Origin of the sequence: Colwellia sp. Bg11-28, assembly GCF_002836245.1 — a bacterium.
Taxonomy (GTDB): Bacteria; Pseudomonadota; Gammaproteobacteria; order Enterobacterales; family Alteromonadaceae; genus Colwellia; species Colwellia psychrerythraea_A.
In genome coordinates, this window is the sequence record NZ_PJBA01000006.1 from 372,654 (window position 1) to 390,301 (window position 17,648).

A 17,648-nucleotide genomic window follows, 5' to 3' on the forward strand; every position below is an offset into this window, starting at 1 on the left:
ATTTAGCTGGATATTAAACGATACTTTGTGGTTTAGTTTTATTGTGCTCTTTTTCTCCACAGGCGACAAAAACTTGCGGCAAGCCATCATGAATGGTTGGCTTTTGTACCAGTAAGTAAGTGGGTTTTCGAGGATCATTTTGATGGTTTTTTTCTGCCCAAGCGTTAGATATTTTATCAGCAAATTGCTGGCCGTATTTTACTGCGAAGGCAGTGACTAGCATCTCAACACCAAAGTCATCCATAACCATCATAGTATTGTCATGGTAGCCGCTTGTACTATCAAAATCTATATCTACGGTTAGAATTTTATTGTTAGGTAATACTAAATCAGCGCGAAGCTTAGCAACCACAGCTCTATCACTATGTGCTTTTAAATGAGTTCGATTAGGTTTTTCAGTGAAATCATAGATTAAATTGATATCTTTACTTAATCGTTTTTCTTCGGTATTTCGGTCCGTGGTGGATTTCTGTAACAATGCAGACATAGTGCTTCCTTAATGATTTGATTAACCGTTTTATTCTCAACTAAGTTACCTAGATGATATCACTTGTTTTGAATAATTGTCCCAAAGTAAAAAAGTACAAATTTATATTTAACTTCAATGCCTTGGCTCTTTACTATAGCGGAAATTCCAGGGTAAACAAGCATTGTCTGACTATCTTGATATCAAACAAATTTGTTTTTTAATACTTGTGATAGCATCCGTGCAATACGCCCAGTTCACCCTTTGCTTAAAATAAGTAGATCTATTGTAATGTTCCAAAATTTTGCTTGTCATTTTAGTATTCGAGCACGACTAAAAACGTTTTTATTGCTTCCTTGGCTAATCATTTTATGCTTTGGACTTAACCATACCAGTGAGTATTTAGAGGATATTAAACTGGCGCGTAAAGCTATTTTGTCTATAGAAATTTCGAGTGAAATTGACGACTTAATCCATGAACTACAAAAAGAACGAGGTTTATCTGCAGGTGTTATCGACCGAAATAGTAAGAAAAAGTTAGTTCAATTACAAAAACAAAGACTGCAAACAGACTCGCGTATCGAGCACACTATTGAGTTCATCCAACGTATTGAATTAACGCAGTTAGAGCTTAATACTATTGCCAGTCAGCAGGTAATAAATGACGTGCTTAAAGACATTTTTGTAAGTATTAAAGGATTATCAAAAGCACGGAGAAAAATTGATAATTCTGAGAGCCAAGGTTACTTTGCTTACTACTCCCAGTTTAATGAAGACCTATTACGTTTAATATCACAAGTACAAGTTCATCTTAAAAGCACTGAACAAAATAGAGATAGTATCGACTTTCTTAACTTACTCAGACTAGAAGAAAAATCAGGACAGGAACGTGGTGCTTTAAACGCTTTTTTGAATACTAAACAGCTATACGCCAGCCAGCTCCAGCAAGTTATCTCTTATGGAAATGCACAAACAGAGCTCATTAGTGATTTATTTTCTGTATCAAAATCGCATCATCAACTGTGGTTACAGCGGCAACTTAATTCAGAAAATAACCAGCAAGTATTGCTCATTAGAGACCTACTCAATGAAAGATTAATACGCGCTGAGCAATTGGCACAACTTGAACGAGAAATAGGCTATGGCGGCTTAATACATGATTTTAAAAATTATGTATTAAGAGGAGAAACCAATTACTTTGACAGTTTTCTAACTCGCCTATCTTCCAGCCAAAGCTATCTGACAACATTTAATGATATTGCCAACTTAACAAATGATGAAAAACAAGCGGTTGATATTATTGGGCAGACCTTAAATCGTTATCACCAGCATATCTTATTAGCAAAAATGTCAAGAGACAAAGGCAGACATGCTGAGCAAATAGATGACGAAATTCGCATTGATGATAGCCAAGCGGTAGCTGCGATTAAGAAGCTACAACAAAATGATGTCGGTATTGATACTGAGCAGTGGTGGCATTTGTCTTCGTTACGCATTGATGAATTTAGAGCAATAAGCAATCATATCCTTTCTGAAATGCAGAATTTAGCGAGTCATGAAGAGCAACAAGCAATCGATAGTTTAGTGCTCTACATAACAACATTTATTTTGGTCTTTATAACAACCTTATACCTCTCTTTCTTAGCGGTTAGGCGCATTGTTGCGAAAATTAAATATATCAGCACCGCAATGACAACAATGGAGGTTGAGCATAAATTTAATCAGCCATTGAAAGTCAAAGGAAAGGATGAAATATCCGATATGGTGATAGCTTTTAATCAAATGTTAGCCGAACGTATTAAATCAGAAGGCGAGCAAAGGATTTCTGCGGCAGTATTTAAGTATGCTTCAGAAGCAATCATGATCACGAATGCAGAGAATAGGATTGAAACGGTTAACCCTGCATTTTGTCATATCAGTGGTTTTAGCATAGAAGAGGTATTAGGTAAGTCACCTAATATTCTAAATTCAGGTAAGCATGACAATCATTTTTATCAAAAAATGTGGCAATCTCTTGAGCAAGATAATAGCTGGCAAGGTGAAATTTGGAATAAAAGAAAAAATGGTGAGATTTACCCTGAATTTTTAGCTATTTCAGTGGTGAGAGATCAAGATAAAAAGCCACTCCAATATATTAGTTTATTTTCAGACATCACTAAGCATAAAAAATATGAGGAAGATATTTGGTTACAAGCTAATTATGACTCACTCACCGGGCTACCTAACCGTAGTTTATGTGTCGAAAGATTACATAATAAGTTAAAGGGGGATAAAGCTGGAGATAGTGAAGTAGCTTTATTGTTCATTGATTTAGATCGGTTTAAATTTGTCAATGATACCTGGGGACACAGTAGTGGAGATGAGTTATTAAAGTTGGCGGCGATTCGGTTAAGAAACTGTATACGTGAAAAGGATACGGTAGCTCGATTTGGTGGCGATGAGTTTGTTGTTCTATTAGTAGGCCTATCTAATCGTTTTGCTATTGAACGAGTCGTTAAAAATATCCTGACTAGTTTATCGATGCCTTTTCATTTACGAAATAATAATGAAGCCGTTGTTTCTGCGAGTATAGGCGTTACGATTGGCCCTGTTGATGGTGACAATGTTGAATTACTGCTTAAAAATGCGGATACTGCTATGTATCAAGCAAAAGCTGCGGGCCGCAATACTTTTCAATTTTTTACGAAGAGTATGAATGAAACTGTCAGTAGACGGATGCATATAGAGCAAGCTTTAAGGCAAGCAATTAAGCGGCAAGAATTTGTCTTGCATTATCAACCGGTAGTTTCACTCGATACGGGAGAAATTATTGGCGCTGAAGCACTCATTCGCTGGCAACACCCAGATAAAGGATTAATTTACCCCGATAGTTTTATAGAAATAGCTGAGGAAGCTGGCTTGATTGAACTTATTGGACAATGGGTGATTGAACAGGCATGTACTGATTTAAGGTATTGGCACGATCTTGGTCTGAAAATACAAGTGGCCGTTAATGTCTCTAGTCGACAATGCAAACAAACAAGTCAAACGCCGATAAAAGACATCATAAAAAAAGCCCTGAAAGTTAATAATATTTCGCCATCTAGCTTGAAAGTTGAAATTACCGAAAGTTCATTGATGGATAATTCAGAAGAAATGATGACTACTTTACAAGATATTCGTAGTTTAGGCGTTGCTATTTATATGGATGATTTTGGTACGGGTTATTCATCGTTGAGTTATCTAAAACATTTTCCCATCGATGTAATGAAGATAGATCGTTCTTTTATCGCCGGATCTATTGATGATAAAACCGATGCAAGTTTAGTTGAAGCAGTCGTTTTAATTGGGCATAGCTTATCGTTAAAACTGGTTGGTGAAGGTATAGAAACTAAGCAGCACTACGACTACCTACGCTCATTAGGTTGCGATTACGGCCAAGGTTATTTTATCTCTAAACCGATAGCCTCAAAAGCGCTGATTACCTTATGCCAACAAGTGGGTAATCCGCCTAAATGGTTAGATTGATATTAATTAATTGATAAAGGGTCGAAATTATTCGCGTGCTTGGGTAAAATAACAGTCTATTCCGATATTGTTGTGAACATTAAAGTATGGAACATTTTGATTGTGTGGTTATTGGTGGTGGTATGGTTGGTGCAGCAAGTGCATTGACCTTAGCGCAACTTGGTTTAAAGGTTGCTTTGGTGGAGAAATTCACGCCCCAAGCTTTCAGTGCTGAGCAACCTCTTGATTTACGTGTATCAGCGATTTCTTTAGCCTCACAAAACTTACTCAATCAAGTTGGCGCATGGCAACAAGTTAAACAATGGCGCAGTTGTCCTTACAAACGTTTAGGTGTTTGGGAGTATGAAAGTGCTTATACTGAATTTAACGCTGACGACATTGAGCAGTCACATCTAGGACATATCGTAGAAAACCGTTTGATTCAACTCGCTCTATGGCAACAAGTTACTGCTATGAGTAATATTCACACATACTGCCCAGAAAGCTTACTCTCCCTAAACCAAGATGATGACTCCGGCAATAACAGAGCAACACTAACACTAACTAATAGCGTGGTAACGGCAAAGCTAGTTATTGGCGCTGATGGCGCTCAATCAAAAGTAAGGCAAATGTCTGCTATTGGCATGACAGGCTGGGACTATCAACAGTCAGCCATGTTGATTAATGTTGAAACGTCAATGTGCCAACAAGACATTACCTGGCAGAAATTTTCACCTACAGGGCCAGTAGCCTTTTTACCATTGCCAGGACAAAGTCCATTAGGTGGTTATGCCTCTTTAGTTTGGTATCACCAACGAGATGAAATAACCCGCTTAGCTTCGTTATCAAATAGCCAACTGCAACAAGAAGTACTTAAATGCTTTCCTGCACAATTGGGTGATATCAAGGTGCTGGCCAAAGGTGACTTTTCATTAACACGTAGACACGCTAATACCTATCAGCATAAGCGAGTTTTGTTATTAGGTGATGCAGCTCATACTATCAATCCAATGGCCGGGCAGGGGGTAAATTTAGGCTTTAAAGATGTACTGGCCTTGCAGCATGTTATCGCGGAAGCGATTGGCAATGGTGAAGCATGGCATGATGAGGCTGTGTTAGCTCGTTATGAAAAAATGAGACGCAAAGATAACTTACTTATGATGTCTACTATGGATGCTTTATATGCCAGCTTTAGTCATCCCTCACCACTCATCAAAGCCGCCCGTAATTTAGCCTTGTTAGCGGTTAACAAAGTACCTGTTCTAAACTCGACTATAAAAAACAAAGCATTGGCTTATGCGTGTGGTTTATAGATAAGTTACCGCAGGTTAAATAGGAAATTACTGTTCGGGGGAGTTGAACCCCAGTATTAAATGAAAGAGTTATACAGTGAACAGTTGATGTGCAGGAATGGCTCTTACAGCGGTAAGCACTATGGGAATAGTATCCATGAGTAAGATTACTTGTAGCTCATGCCGTGATTACGTATAAAGCCTTAGATATATAGCATAGAAGTATGGCTGATTTTTATAACGAGTAATTAGTAGCGAATAATTGAGTATAAGGTTTCAATTTGTAAGTATCATTTGTAGTGTACTTGAAGTGTTATTTGAGATTCTAGATATTTTGAAAGGGTATGGTTAAAGAGGATTGAACGCATTTTTACAGAGGTAAAAATGGTGGCTACACCGGGACTCGAACCTGGGACCCCATCATTATGAGTGATGTGCTCTAACCAACTGAGCTATGTAGCCTTTGAAACACAAATAATTATCTAATATAAGCAGTGCTTAAGTTTTAGATAATAAAGGGAGTGTTTTGTTTTCTAGATATTTGAAATGGTGCGGGTCAAGAGACTTGAACTCTCACATCTTGCGATACTGGAACCTAAATCCAGCGCGTCTACCAATTCCGCCAAACCCGCATTACATTCAAGGTTTAAAGAGACTTGGCTCTGTGTACCATTTTTAAAAAAATGGCAGGGATAAGAGGATTTGAACCTCTGAATGACGGGATCAAAACCCGCTGCCTTACCGCTTGGCTATATCCCTCCAGGATAATAAGTTACATTGCATACTTTTTATTAAAATTGAATTAACAATGATGATAAAAAGTGGCAGGGATAAGAGGATTTGAACCTCTGAATGACGGGATCAAAACCCGCTGCCTTACCGCTTGGCTATATCCCTGCAATGTACTTACTTTTTACGTGCAACAACGTTGCTTTGAAATGGTGCGGGTCAAGAGACTTGAACTCTCACATCTTGCGATACTGGAACCTAAATCCAGCGCGTCTACCAATTCCGCCAAACCCGCATACATTCAATTTTTAAAGAGACTTGAACTCTTTTTACTTAAGTATAAATACTGAAGTAAATGGTGGCTACACCGGGACTCGAACCTGGGACCCCATCATTATGAGTGATGTGCTCTAACCAACTGAGCTATGTAGCCTTTACCAACCTGCTCTGTAGCAAGTGCGGCGTATTATGCTAATCTACTTGCCTTCCGTCAACAGTTATTTTCAAAAAAGTTGTACTTTTTATTTGTTTGGCTATTGCGTGTGCAGTTTGACGAATAACTATGCAGGGAAACAGTGAAAAAAGCAGTGAATTGATGAATTAGGTAATACATTTGTCTTTATAGCGAAAGAGATGAGATTGCCATTCTTTGGTTTACTAGGTTAGTTGCGTTGAATATTTTGTTAAATTATCTATTTCAAGCTAAATTATTTGTTTGTAAATTGCCAATGATGAAATGTTAGAGCGCTAATCAATAATTTTTTACGATGAAAACTAATAAATGTTCCCTATGTATGTCTGTTATAAATATCAGGAGTCAGCAGGACTTTTTAATAAGTACTTAAGCAATTATTATTACGAAGAGTAATGAACGGGGTAACAGCATACTACTATGCTCAATCAAGCGCCTTATTCTTAATATTTTCGATTATTTCACCTTTTACAGTAAACATTGCAACCTTACTTAATTCAATTGCCCTAGTTAGTGTTTTACAGGCACAAAAAAGGCCCATCATGATGAGCCTTTTTGAGAATATAATTTTTACAGCGTGTTAGACATTAAAGCGGAAGTGGATTACATCGCCATCTTTTACACGATACTCTTTACCTTCTAAGCGCCACTTGCCAGCTTCTTTAGCACCCGACTCACCATTAAATTCAATAAAGTCATCGTAGCTAATAATTTCGGCACGAATGAAACCTTTTTCAAAATCAGTGTGAATAACACCTGCTGCTTGAGGTGCGGTAGCATTTTGTTTTACTGTCCACGCGCGTACTTCTTTAACGCCGGCAGTAAAATAAGTTTGCAAGTGTAGTAAAGAATAACCGGCATTTATAACACGATTAAGTCCTGGTTCTTCTAAACCCAAATCAGCCATAAATTCAACACGGTCTTCGTCATCCATTTCAGACAACTCACTTTCAATCTCAGCACAAACAGCAACAACGATCGCACCTTCTGCATCCGCTATTTTTTGTACTTCATCAAGATAAGGATTATTTTCAAAACCATCATCGTTGACATTAGCTATATACATTGTTGGTTTTAGTGTCAAAAAGTTTAAGTAATCGACGGCTGCTTTTTCTTCTTTAGATAACTCTAAAGAACGTACCATGTGGCCTTCTTCAACATGCTTTAATATTTTCTCTAATACCGGCATTTCAAATTTAGCGTCTTTATCTCCACCTTTAGCTTTTTTGGCTAAACGAAAAATAGCACGTTCCGCTGTGTCCATATCAGATAAAGCTAATTCAGTATTGATCACATCGATATCATCAACAGGACTGACTTTATTAGCAACATGGATAATGTTGTCATTATCAAAACAACGTACAACATGGCCAATGGCATCGGTTTCACGAATGTTAGCTAAAAACTTATTACCTAAACCTTCACCTTTTGATGCTCCAGCAACAAGACCTGCAATATCTACAAATTCCATTGTTGTGGCTAATACACGCTCAGGTTTTACTATGGCTGTTAATTTATCTAAGCGAGGATCTGGTACTGGTACTACGCCAGTATTCGGCTCAATAGTACAAAAAGGGAAGTTTGCCGCATCAATACCTGCTTTGGTAAGTGCATTGAATAGTGTTGATTTACCGACGTTAGGCAAGCCAACGATACCACATTTAAAACCCATAATTTTTTACCTATTGATTATTTCTAGCGTGTATTTACTTGTGTATAATTACTCGGCTTTAAAAGAGTGTAAGCGATTTTGCGCTTTCTTTAAGTCGTCTTTTAGCCAAATATCTAAACATCGACTGGCTTCGTCGATTGCTTGTTCAATTTTTGCTTGTTCTGCACTCGGCGCTTTACCCAGTACATGACCCGTTACTTTATCGCGATGACCCGGATGGTCAATACCAATACGTAACCGGTAAAAATCTTTATTGTTAGCCATGCGATCAATAATATCGCGCAAGCCATTGTGTCCGCCGTGCCCACCGCCTTTTTTAATCTTACAAACACCAGGCAACATGTCTAATTCATCATGGGCAACTAAAATCTCATCGACCGATATTTTATAAAAATTAGCTAGAGGTGCAACTGCTTGACCGCTACGGTTCATAAATGTAGTGGGGATTAATAAGTGAACAAGGTTTCCCGCAATTAACCCTTTACCGTAAAGGCCAGAGTATTTTTTTTCGGGACGAAGGGAAATGTTATGGCTACGTGCTAGTTCTTCTACGAACCAAACACCTGCATTGTGGCGTGTTTTGCTATATTCGGGGCCAGGATTTCCCAGCCCCGCAATTAGTTTAATAGTCATTATCTATAATATTATAAATGAATGTGGCTATTATTCAGCAGCTGGAGCTTCTTCTGCTGGAGCAGCAGCTTCATCGTCAGTGCTTACTTTTGCAGCTTTCGGTGCATTAGCAGAAACAACAGCTAGATCGTGATCTTCGCCTTTAGCCAATTCATCAGAAGTAACGCCTGCAGGGAAGGTAACGTCTGATAAATGGATAGTTTGACCAAGTTCTAAACCAGCTAAGTCAATTGAGATGAACTCAGGTAAGTCTTTTGGTAAACAAGTGATAGCGATTTCATTCATGTGGTGAGAAATGTTCGCACCAGTTTTAGCCGCTTCATCTTCGTTTAAGAAGTGAATAGGAGCGTTTGCATGAACAGCGTGCTTTGCATCAATGCGTAAGAAATCTAAGTGCATTACAACTTGCTTGAACGGATGACGTTGCATGTCTTTAATTAGACATTCAACTGGCTTGCCAGCGATGTTCAATGTTAATACTTGCGAGTAGAACGCTTCTTCTTGTTGAGCACGGAAAACGTTTTTGTGTTCTAAAGTTAAAGAAATAGGTTCTTCATTTTCACCGTAAAGGATAGCAGGAACTTTGTTCGCGTGACGTAGGCGGCGGCTCGCACCTTTCCCTAAATCAGTACGTACTTCAGCTTCTAATGTTAATAAATCAGTCATTTTAATACTCTTCTGTTATATAAGTTAAAAAACTTAAAAATTTTATCTTGTTTTTTGCGACCAAAAACAAGGAGACACCATTTGAATCTACATTAAATATGCTTAGCTATAAATAACTAGGCCATTAGATAAAAAAGGCGCGGCATAATAACATTTAGGCTTAGGTAAAGCTATTAAATAAACAGAATAATTGACGGAGGTATGGGGGGAAGAGAAGGGCAATAAAAAAGCAGCCTAAGTAGTGGCTGCTTTTTTGCAATAAATAGTTGTCATTAATCGCTAGGCGATCATTGTCAGGAATTAGTCAAACATTGCAGAAATAGATTCTTCATTGCTTACACGACGAATCGCTTCACTTAACATGCCACTTAATGTTAATTGACGAACCATTTTAAGTGCTTTAATTTCATCAGAAAGAGGTATTGAGTCAGTAACAACAACTTCATCAATAACAGATTCTCTAAGGTTTTGTGCTGCATTACCTGATAGTACTGGGTGAGTAGCATAAGCAATAACACGTTTTGCGCCATGTTCTTTTAATGCTTCTGCTGCTTTAGCTAAAGTGCCACCAGTATCAATCATATCATCTACGATAATACAGTCACGGCCTTCAACTTCACCAATAATATGCATAACTTGTGCAACGTTCGCTTTAGGGCGACGTTTATCGATAATGGCTAAATCAGCATCATCAAGTAACTTAGCTACAGCACGAGCACGAACTACACCACCGATATCAGGAGAAACAACAACAGGATTGTCTAACTCACGATTTTGCATATCATCTAATAAGATAGGTGTACCAAACGCATTATCAACAGGCACATCAAAGAAACCTTGAATTTGCTCTGCGTGTAAGTCAACAGTTAATACACGGTCAACACCAACACTTGATAAGAAGTCAGCAACTACTTTCGCAGTAATAGGTACACGAGCACTACGTACGCGTCTGTCTTGGCGAGCATAACCAAAATAAGGGATTACAGCAGTGATACGGCCAGCAGAGGCACGACGCAAAGCGTCTATCATTACAATTAATTCCATTAAGTTATTGTTGGTTGGAGCACAGGTTGATTGAATAATAAAAACATCAGCACCACGGACGTTTTCATTTATTTCAACACTAATTTCACCATCACTAAAACTACCGACTTTAGCATCACCTAGAGGCATATATAGGCGATTAGCAATTTTCTTGGCCAGTTCAGGGGTGGCATTACCCGCAAAAATCTTCATGTCAGGCACTTTCGATTCCTCAGAAATATTTGACATTAATAGTAGGCTCTTTGATTGATAAGCAATCATTGAACAGTATAGGCCGGCTTAACTGTAACAGCTTTTTTCTAGCACAATAATGTGCTTAAAAACAGCCGTATTGGTTAAGTTAGCAAATCTTTATAAAACTTTACTCGCTCAATGATAGCTTTGCTATTACAGAGCAGAGTGGGGACTTATTCAGTCCTTGCGCTACAAAAGAGCTTATTCCTTTAGGGAGTTTCGCTTGTAATGAACGCGCCTCTTGATAACTAGAAAATTGCGTAAAAACACACGCTCCAGTTCCTGTCATTCTTGAGGGTGCGTATTCTACCAACCAAGCCAGTAACTTGGCAACCTCGGGATACTGTTTTATTACTAATGTTTGGCAGTCATTATGAAAGCTTTCAGTGACGAAGTCGCTAGTGTTAAGGGCTGTGGGGTCAAGTTTCTTAGTATTTCTAGGTAGATCTACAGCAGTAAAAATTTCCTTTGTAGAGATGCTACATTCAGGTTTAGTAATCAAATACCAAGACTCTTGAGGTTTGATAGCGGTGAGATGGTCACCTACGCCTTGGGCAAAGGCAGAAAAACCATGAATAAATATAGGTACATCGGCGCCAAGACTCAAACCTAACGATGACAATTCACTTAAAGAAAACTCGCACTGCCATAACAAATTGAGTGCAACTAAAACGGTCGCTGCATTTGATGAACCACCACCCAAACCTCCACCCATTGGTAGGATTTTATTGATACTGATCTTAACGCCCAAATCAGTATTACTTCTATTTTTTAGTAATCGTGCTGCTTTGACAATTAAGTTATCGTCATTATTAACACCATCAATAGGTGTTAATAATTCTATATCAGGCGTTTCGGTCGCCGTTAAGGTAAGAGTATCGCTATGATCGATAAATTGAAAAAGTGTTTCTAAATTGTGATAACCATCTTCACGTTGTCCGACAATGTGTAAAAATAAGTTAATCTTTGCTGGCGATGGAAATTCAATCGCTTTATTAAGAAAAGAGTTCGAGTTAGAAGCGCAAGTCATGTAAATATTCTGCTTATTTTGAGTGATATTATTTGGCAATAGCCAATTATTTGTTGGTAATAGACCAGTCATTGACGACAATTTTAATTAATAAATCATCTTTCTTAATCGAAAATTTAGTCGCTAAGCTATAGCTATCAATTTGCTGATAGTTAGCGTAGCTGACTTGCCATAATTCATTATTATAATAGCTTGATAGCGTGAGTGGTAGCTGCGTAGTTTTTTGATAATGAATACTATCATCTTCTTGATAGGGTATACCTTTGAGCCAAAACGTCAGTGCTTGGGTTGGTAAGGTTAAACCGGTAATGGAATGAATAAGTACTTCTAAATTATGGCCTTGATAGGTTTTTCCATCTACTTGTATTTTATGGCTGTTAGCATTCGAATCAAGTTGTAGAACATTTATCCCTAAATAAGTGGTTAAATTGAGTTTTTGGGTGCTTTTATTTTCGTCAACTTGCCAAGATAATGTTGCGCTACTGCGTGATTTTTTTTCTATAAAAGCTATTTTACCCTTTATTTTCCACTGCTGTAAGTGTTGCAGTTCGTCAATTCTTTGTTGGGATGTTTGTTTAATTAATACCTGAGTTTCATTATTAGGCAGAGTACTACAACCTGATACTAATACCGTACATAAGGTAAGGGTGAGTAAATAGGGGGAGTAAAGGTGAGCTTTAATAAATTGGGACATTAATGATAAGTGCTTAAAACGATGATAATTGTTATTGAAACATAGCTTTTTAGCCTTTGTAAATAGCAGTATTATTTTTAGGGTCTTTTATCACAGATCATATTTTAATAGCAGGGCTTAGGGTATACTTACGTTACTATATAAAACAAGTTCTATAAAACTTGTCGGAAATGTTTACAAAATAGGTTTATTACTGTGTCTATCGTTGCTGTTGGAATTAATCATAAAACTGCGCCTGTTGCGGTCAGAGAGAAAATATCTTTTAATCCAGATAAGCTTTCTATTGCCCTTCAAGAAATGCTTAATGCAGTACAGTGTCGTGAAGTTGCTATTCTTTCTACCTGTAATAGAACAGAGTTATACCTAGTACAAGATGGTGACTTTGATGTTACTCAGCAACGCCTAATTAAATGGCTAGAAAGTTTCCATAACGTACCCGCCTCGACTATTTTACCTAGCCTATATTGGCATAAAGACCAGCAAGCCGTTAATCATATGATGCGCGTAGCCTGTGGTTTAGACTCTCTTGTTTTAGGCGAACCGCAAATCCTGGGGCAAATGAAACAAGCTTATAGTCAAGCGAAAGCTGCTGGCTCTATGTCATTGATTATGGACCGGTTATTTCAACGTACTTTTGGCGTTGCAAAACAAGTTCGCACAGAAACTGAAATTGGTGCCAGTGCAGTATCTGTTGCCTTTGCTTCAGTAAACTTAGCCAAGCATATTTTTGGCGGCCTTGAAAAAACTAAAGTATTGCTTGTTGGTGCAGGTGAAACTATTGAGTTAGTTGCAAAACATTTATATGAAAATAATGTCGGTAAAATTACCGTTGCTAACCGAACACTTGCACGTGCTGAAAACATGGCAACGAAAATTGGCGCTGATGTTATTACTTTAGCGCAAATACCTGAACATATGTGCAATGCTGATATTGTTATCAGCTCTACCGGATCTACTTTACCTATCATTGGTAAAGGCATGGTTGAGCAAGCGTTAGCGTCACGTAAGCATCAACCTATTTTTATGGTTGATCTTGCTGTTCCTCGTGATATTGAAGAACAAGTTTCAGAACTTGAAGATGTATTTTTATATACCGTTGATGACTTACAAGGCATTATTGCTAAGAATATAGCCAATCGACGTAAAGCTGCAGTTCAAGCTGAAAGCATTGTGAATAGCCAGTCCGATAATTTTATGGCATGGCTGCGCGGTTTAAATACGCAGGACACTGTCATTAGTTATCGTAAACAATGTTTAGATAACCGTGATGTTTTACTCGAAAAAGCATTCATACAATTAAAAAATGGTAAAAATTCAGAAGCTGTTCTAGCTGAACTTGCCAATAAACTTACCAATAAATTCATGCATGCACCTACCAGTGCTCTCCAGTCTGCTGCCCAAGGTGGTGAACTGGATAAACTTATCTATTTACGTGACATCTTTAATATAGATTCACAAGAGTAGACCTCGTATTATTTTATGTACTCATAAAAGCAAAGACCTTATTTGATTTATTTAGCATGGCTATGCTAAAAATTCGACTGTAATTAAATCCGCTTTAATGTGAACAAATTTTAACCCTGAAAGATTAACATGCCCTGACTCTGCTAGTGCACCGCCATGACAATTTGCAGCGGACATGGTGGATTGCGTTATTACTGTGTTAGAATAGCAGTAATTTAGTCATCCTTATCTAAAATATAAGAATATTCCCAATGAAATCATCAGTTTATCAGAAGCTTGAAGTGCTAGTAGAGCGCTTTGAAGAAGTACAGGCATTATTATCCGATCCTGCAACCATTAGCGACCAAGAAAAGTTCCGTGCTTTATCTAAAGAGTTTAAGCAGCTTGATGCAGTGACTTCAGTTTTTAATAATTATAAAAGTGCTGAAGATGATTTTTCTACAGCAGAGCTGATGCTTAAAGATGACGATCCTGATATGCGAGAAATGGCACAGGAAGAATTCAAAGACGCGAAAAAAGCGGTTGCTGATATTGCGGATGAATTACAAATTTTATTACTTCCACGCGATCCTAACGATGATAACAACTGTTTTGTTGAAATTCGTGCTGGGGCTGGTGGTGATGAAGCTGCTATTTTTGCTGGTGATTTATTTAGAATGTACAGCCGTTATGCAGAAAAGAAAGGCTGGAAAATTGAAGTAATGAACTCCAATGAAAGTGAGCAGGGCGGTTATAAAGAACTGATCATGAAAGTAAACGGTGAAGGCGTTTTCGGTCATATGAAATTTGAGTCGGGTGGTCACCGTGTACAACGTGTGCCAGCGACTGAATCTCAAGGTAGAGTACATACCTCGGCTTGTACTGTAGTTGTTATGCCTGAAATTCCAGAGGCAGATGCGATTGAAATTAATAAAGCTGACTTAAAAGTTGATACTTTCCGTGCATCAGGTGCAGGTGGTCAGCATGTTAACAAAACAGACTCGGCTATTCGTATTACCCATATTCCTACGGGTGTTGTGGTTGAGTGTCAAGAACAACGCTCACAGCATAAAAACAGAGCGCAAGCGATGTCAGTACTTCAAGCACGCCTGCAGCAGGCTGAAGATGAAAAACGTCGTAGTGAAGAAGAATCATCACGTCGTAACCTTGTTGCCAGTGGTGATCGCTCTGAACGTATTCGTACCTACAACTTTCCACAAGGTCGCATGAGTGATCACCGTATTAACCTGACTTTATATCGTTTAAACGAAATTATGGAAGGTAGTTTACAACTGGTGATGGAGCCGATAATGCAAGAAAACCAAGCTGATTTATTAGCTGAATTAGCCGAACAACATTAATCGTAGTTTTGTCAGCCACTTTATCAGTAATATCAATGGAAAATAACACCATAGCGTACTGGATAGCACACGGACAGGAACAATTAGTTTCCTGTTCAGATAGTGCTAAGCTCGATGCACAAATCCTCTTGTGTTTTGTGCTTGATAAGGAACGTAGTTACTTACTTACTTGGCCAGAGAAAGAAGTAACTGAGCAATCTGAACAACAGTATCTTGCCTTATTACAAAGGCGGATAATGGGTGAGCCAATAGCTTATATTGTTGGAGTACAAGAGTTTTGGTCTCTGCCATTTCGGGTTTCACCGGCTACGCTTATCCCACGTCCTGACACCGAAGTTTTAGTTGAACTAGTCCTTGAACATTTTGGTGAGTTGGATACCTTACATTGCTTAGATCTTGGTACTGGCACTGGTGCAATCGCACTAGCGCTTGCATCAGAACAACCAAACTGGCAAATTGACGCTATTGATTTTAGTCTTGATGCAGTAAAACTAGCCAAGCAAAACGCACAAGACTTACACTTATCGCATGTGAATATATTCCAAAGTGATTGGTTTAATGCAGTTAATGAGCGTAAGTTTGATGTGATTGTTTCTAACCCCCCTTATATTGATGCATTAGATAAGCATCTAAGCCAAGGTGATGTGCGCTTTGAACCTGAATCTGCTTTGGTTGCCGATGAGCAAGGGCTTGGTGATATTAAGCTCATAGCACAACAAGCGCTAAAGTTTCTCAATACTCACGGTTCTCTATTTTTTGAACATGGTTTTGAGCAAGGTCAAGCGGTAAGAAATATCTTAACGGCTTTAGGTTATGACAATGTACAAACCGTTAGAGACTTTAATGGTCACGAGCGTATCACTTGGGCAAGTTTATATACCCGTCCCACTTGATTATGATTCGCTCAGATCTCCTGAAACAAACATCTTCAGGTGGAGCGGGTATAAATCGGTTAATACTTGTTGTTTAACTTAATCGTTGATTTTTGCTTTAGGGTTACACTTTGAAACGTTTTGATAACCTAAAATCGATACACTATGAGAAAATAATTGCATAAGCAATTGGACAAATTAATAGAACCATTTGCTCAAATAAAAGGAATAACTTTGAAACATTTACATATAACCCTTGCAGTACTTAGCATTAGCTTATTCACCTACCGTTTTATTTTAACGTTAATGGCATCAAAGAATCTTGACCGTAAATGGTTAAAGATAAGCCCTCATGTTATCGATACTTTTTTACTTATTGCTGGTATTTCGTTAGCCGTAAAATTACATTTAAACCCAATGGAACAAATGTGGTTAGCTGAAAAGATTTTAGCTTTGTTTGCTTATATATTTACTGGCTATTATACCTTGAAATTAGCGCGTAATAGACCGATGCAAATACTTGGTTTTTTAGGTGCTATGGGCTGGGTAATGTTGATAGTTCGCTTAGCAATAACTCGCGAAGCGATGTTTTTTAGCTAACATTAACAGTTAAAAATAAAGTTTAAGTCTGAACTAAAGTGCAAAATCGAATTTATTGGTTAAGCATCCAACGGAGTCATTAAGATAATTAGTTATGAATGAATTGTTTTTATCAGAATTAAAGTCTGCCGATAAAGATTTACTACAGAAACTTGTATTAATTGAAGAGCATGTTTTTGCCGATAGTGCTCAAGAACCTGTGCAAACAGAAGCATCTTTGGATAGTTTAGAGTTAATTATCAGCCAGTGTATTGCCATCATAAGTGAAATAGAATCACCATTAGAAAAAGCAGAAGCTTTACTTAATGAATTATATTTTCAGCACTTATTTATAGACCGTTATCAGACCCGCTGGCCTATTTCTGCTTATAGTGTCGCAAAAGGTCTGAATCAACGTGCTATGTCACCTGTTGTTAAGGCGGCTTTAGTTAAAGAAATCATTACCGCTTGTGGCTTTGAGACAGACTTAGTGTTTATCCCCAATAAAATTATGGTACGCCTGTGCTGTGATGAGCAGTACGCTATTATTTTTGATGCAATAACAGGAGAGTCACTCGATTGGACTGAGCTTGATGTGCGTTTAGATGAGTTAGATGGCGATCCTGGAGAGCAAGAATTAAAAGCAATCGATGACAGTGTCGCTTTGGTAGAACACCTATCAGCACTGAAAAACGTTTTGATCCATGAACAGGCCTTTGATAAAGCATTAACATGCGTTGATGTTATCTTGTCATTAAATCCTGACGATCCATTGCAACGTAGAGACCGTGGTTTCTTGCTGCACCAGCTTGATTGTTTTAAAGTGGCGGTTGATGATTACCGTTATTTCGTAGAGCAATGCCCTAAAGATCCCGCAGCGAAAATATTAAAAATTCAACTTGAAAAAATTGATGTTGGTAATAACGTACTTCACTAGAATTTTTACTTTATCAAGAATAAAAATAAGAACAAAAA

14 protein-coding genes and 6 tRNA genes are annotated in these 17,648 nt (G+C 38.0%); 7 read left to right on the forward strand and 13 right to left on the reverse strand.

Features of this window, described 5'->3' with window-relative positions; genetic code table 11:
- Window positions 1-13 precede the first annotated feature (13 nt).
- Window positions 14-487: a hypothetical protein gene (locus CXF79_RS23610; RefSeq protein ID WP_011044324.1), complete on the reverse strand. Its 474-nt coding sequence runs from the start codon at window positions 485-487 to the stop codon at window positions 14-16.
- A gap of 270 nt (window positions 488-757) precedes the next feature.
- Between CXF79_RS23610 and CXF79_RS08560 the strand changes: the two genes are divergently transcribed.
- Window positions 758-3,973: an EAL domain-containing protein gene (locus CXF79_RS08560; RefSeq protein ID WP_101154659.1), complete on the forward strand. Its 3,216-nt coding sequence runs from the start codon at window positions 758-760 to the stop codon at window positions 3,971-3,973.
- Between the two features lie 86 nt (window positions 3,974-4,059).
- Window positions 4,060-5,265 (forward strand): FAD-dependent oxidoreductase, encoded by a 1,206-nt coding sequence (locus CXF79_RS08565; RefSeq protein ID WP_101154660.1) that lies wholly within the window; start codon window positions 4,060-4,062, stop codon window positions 5,263-5,265.
- A gap of 364 nt (window positions 5,266-5,629) precedes the next feature.
- On the opposite strand, the gene CXF79_RS08570 is transcribed toward CXF79_RS08565, so the two are convergent.
- The 12 genes from CXF79_RS08570 to lolB form a co-directional block, all read right to left on the reverse strand.
- Window positions 5,630-5,706, reverse strand: a tRNA-Met gene (locus CXF79_RS08570).
- An 85-nt stretch (window positions 5,707-5,791) separates the two neighbouring features.
- Window positions 5,792-5,876 (reverse strand) — tRNA-Leu (locus tag CXF79_RS08575).
- 52 nt (window positions 5,877-5,928) lie between these two features.
- A tRNA-Gln gene (locus CXF79_RS08580) sits at window positions 5,929-6,003 on the reverse strand.
- Window positions 6,004-6,066: 63 nt separating this feature from the next.
- Window positions 6,067-6,141 (reverse strand) — tRNA-Gln (locus CXF79_RS08585).
- Between the two features lie 42 nt (window positions 6,142-6,183).
- Window positions 6,184-6,268 (reverse strand) — tRNA-Leu (locus tag CXF79_RS08590).
- Between the two features lie 61 nt (window positions 6,269-6,329).
- A tRNA-Met gene (locus CXF79_RS08595) sits at window positions 6,330-6,406 on the reverse strand.
- Window positions 6,407-7,025: 619 nt separating this feature from the next.
- Window positions 7,026-8,117, reverse strand: a complete 1,092-nt coding sequence (gene ychF, locus CXF79_RS08600) for a redox-regulated ATPase YchF (protein ID WP_011044320.1) — start codon at window positions 8,115-8,117, stop codon at window positions 7,026-7,028.
- Between the two features lie 48 nt (window positions 8,118-8,165).
- Window positions 8,166-8,750, reverse strand: a complete 585-nt coding sequence (gene pth, locus CXF79_RS08605; RefSeq protein WP_011044319.1) for an aminoacyl-tRNA hydrolase — start codon at window positions 8,748-8,750, stop codon at window positions 8,166-8,168.
- 30 nt (window positions 8,751-8,780) lie between these two features.
- Window positions 8,781-9,416 carry a 50S ribosomal protein L25/general stress protein Ctc gene (locus tag CXF79_RS08610; RefSeq protein ID WP_011044318.1) on the reverse strand — a complete coding sequence of 212 codons (636 nt, stop codon included), beginning with the start codon at window positions 9,414-9,416 and terminating at the stop codon, window positions 8,781-8,783.
- A 300-nt stretch (window positions 9,417-9,716) separates the two neighbouring features.
- Window positions 9,717-10,661, reverse strand: a complete 945-nt coding sequence (locus CXF79_RS08615; protein WP_011044317.1) for a ribose-phosphate pyrophosphokinase — start codon at window positions 10,659-10,661, stop codon at window positions 9,717-9,719.
- A gap of 160 nt (window positions 10,662-10,821) precedes the next feature.
- Window positions 10,822-11,724, reverse strand: a complete 903-nt coding sequence (ispE, locus tag CXF79_RS08620) for a 4-(cytidine 5'-diphospho)-2-C-methyl-D-erythritol kinase (protein ID WP_011044316.1) — start codon at window positions 11,722-11,724, stop codon at window positions 10,822-10,824.
- 46 nt (window positions 11,725-11,770) lie between these two features.
- The gene (gene lolB, locus CXF79_RS08625) at window positions 11,771-12,418 is read right to left on the reverse strand and encodes a lipoprotein insertase outer membrane protein LolB (protein WP_011044315.1); all 648 of its coding nucleotides are present in this window, start codon (window positions 12,416-12,418) and stop codon (window positions 11,771-11,773) included.
- A gap of 195 nt (window positions 12,419-12,613) precedes the next feature.
- On the opposite strand from lolB, the gene hemA reads away from it, so the two are divergent.
- The 5 genes from hemA to CXF79_RS08650 all read left to right on the forward strand — a co-directional run bounded on the left by hemA (window position 12,614) and on the right by CXF79_RS08650 (window position 17,610).
- Window positions 12,614-13,882: a glutamyl-tRNA reductase gene (hemA, locus tag CXF79_RS08630; protein WP_011044314.1), complete on the forward strand. Its 1,269-nt coding sequence runs from the start codon at window positions 12,614-12,616 to the stop codon at window positions 13,880-13,882.
- 251 nt (window positions 13,883-14,133) lie between these two features.
- On the forward strand, window positions 14,134-15,222 hold the full coding sequence (prfA, locus tag CXF79_RS08635) for a peptide chain release factor 1 (protein WP_011044312.1): 1,089 nt from the start codon (window positions 14,134-14,136) through the stop codon (window positions 15,220-15,222).
- A 35-nt stretch (window positions 15,223-15,257) separates the two neighbouring features.
- Window positions 15,258-16,115 (forward strand): peptide chain release factor N(5)-glutamine methyltransferase, encoded by an 858-nt coding sequence (gene prmC / locus CXF79_RS08640; protein ID WP_101154661.1) that lies wholly within the window; start codon window positions 15,258-15,260, stop codon window positions 16,113-16,115.
- A 213-nt stretch (window positions 16,116-16,328) separates the two neighbouring features.
- Complete coding sequence (locus CXF79_RS08645; protein ID WP_011044310.1) at window positions 16,329-16,694, forward strand: SirB2 family protein; 366 nt, start codon at window positions 16,329-16,331, stop codon at window positions 16,692-16,694.
- A gap of 94 nt (window positions 16,695-16,788) precedes the next feature.
- A complete protein-coding gene (locus CXF79_RS08650) occupies window positions 16,789-17,610 on the forward strand; it encodes a SirB1 family protein (RefSeq protein ID WP_011044309.1) in 822 nt (273 codons plus the stop codon).
- Window positions 17,611-17,648 lie beyond the last annotated feature (38 nt).

Excerpts from the sequence above, each read along its gene's own strand:
- CXF79_RS23610 (WP_011044324.1), bottom strand. The coding sequence starts at position 487 with ATGTCTGCATTGTTACAGAAATCCACCACGGACCGAAATACCGAAGAA.
- CXF79_RS08560 (WP_101154659.1), top strand. The coding sequence starts at position 758 with ATGTTCCAAAATTTTGCTTGTCATTTTAGTATTCGAGCACGACTAAAA.
- CXF79_RS08565 (WP_101154660.1), top strand. The coding sequence starts at position 4,060 with ATGGAACATTTTGATTGTGTGGTTATTGGTGGTGGTATGGTTGGTGCA.
- ychF (WP_011044320.1), bottom strand. The coding sequence starts at position 8,117 with ATGGGTTTTAAATGTGGTATCGTTGGCTTGCCTAACGTCGGTAAATCA.
- pth (WP_011044319.1), bottom strand. The coding sequence starts at position 8,750 with ATGACTATTAAACTAATTGCGGGGCTGGGAAATCCTGGCCCCGAATAT.
- CXF79_RS08610 (WP_011044318.1), bottom strand. The coding sequence starts at position 9,416 with ATGACTGATTTATTAACATTAGAAGCTGAAGTACGTACTGATTTAGGG.
- ispE (WP_011044316.1), bottom strand. The coding sequence starts at position 11,724 with ATGACTTGCGCTTCTAACTCGAACTCTTTTCTTAATAAAGCGATTGAA.
- lolB (WP_011044315.1), bottom strand. The coding sequence starts at position 12,418 with ATGTCCCAATTTATTAAAGCTCACCTTTACTCCCCCTATTTACTCACC.
- prfA (WP_011044312.1), top strand. The coding sequence starts at position 14,134 with ATGAAATCATCAGTTTATCAGAAGCTTGAAGTGCTAGTAGAGCGCTTT.
- prmC (WP_101154661.1), top strand. The coding sequence starts at position 15,258 with ATGGAAAATAACACCATAGCGTACTGGATAGCACACGGACAGGAACAA.
- CXF79_RS08650 (WP_011044309.1), top strand. The coding sequence starts at position 16,789 with ATGAATGAATTGTTTTTATCAGAATTAAAGTCTGCCGATAAAGATTTA.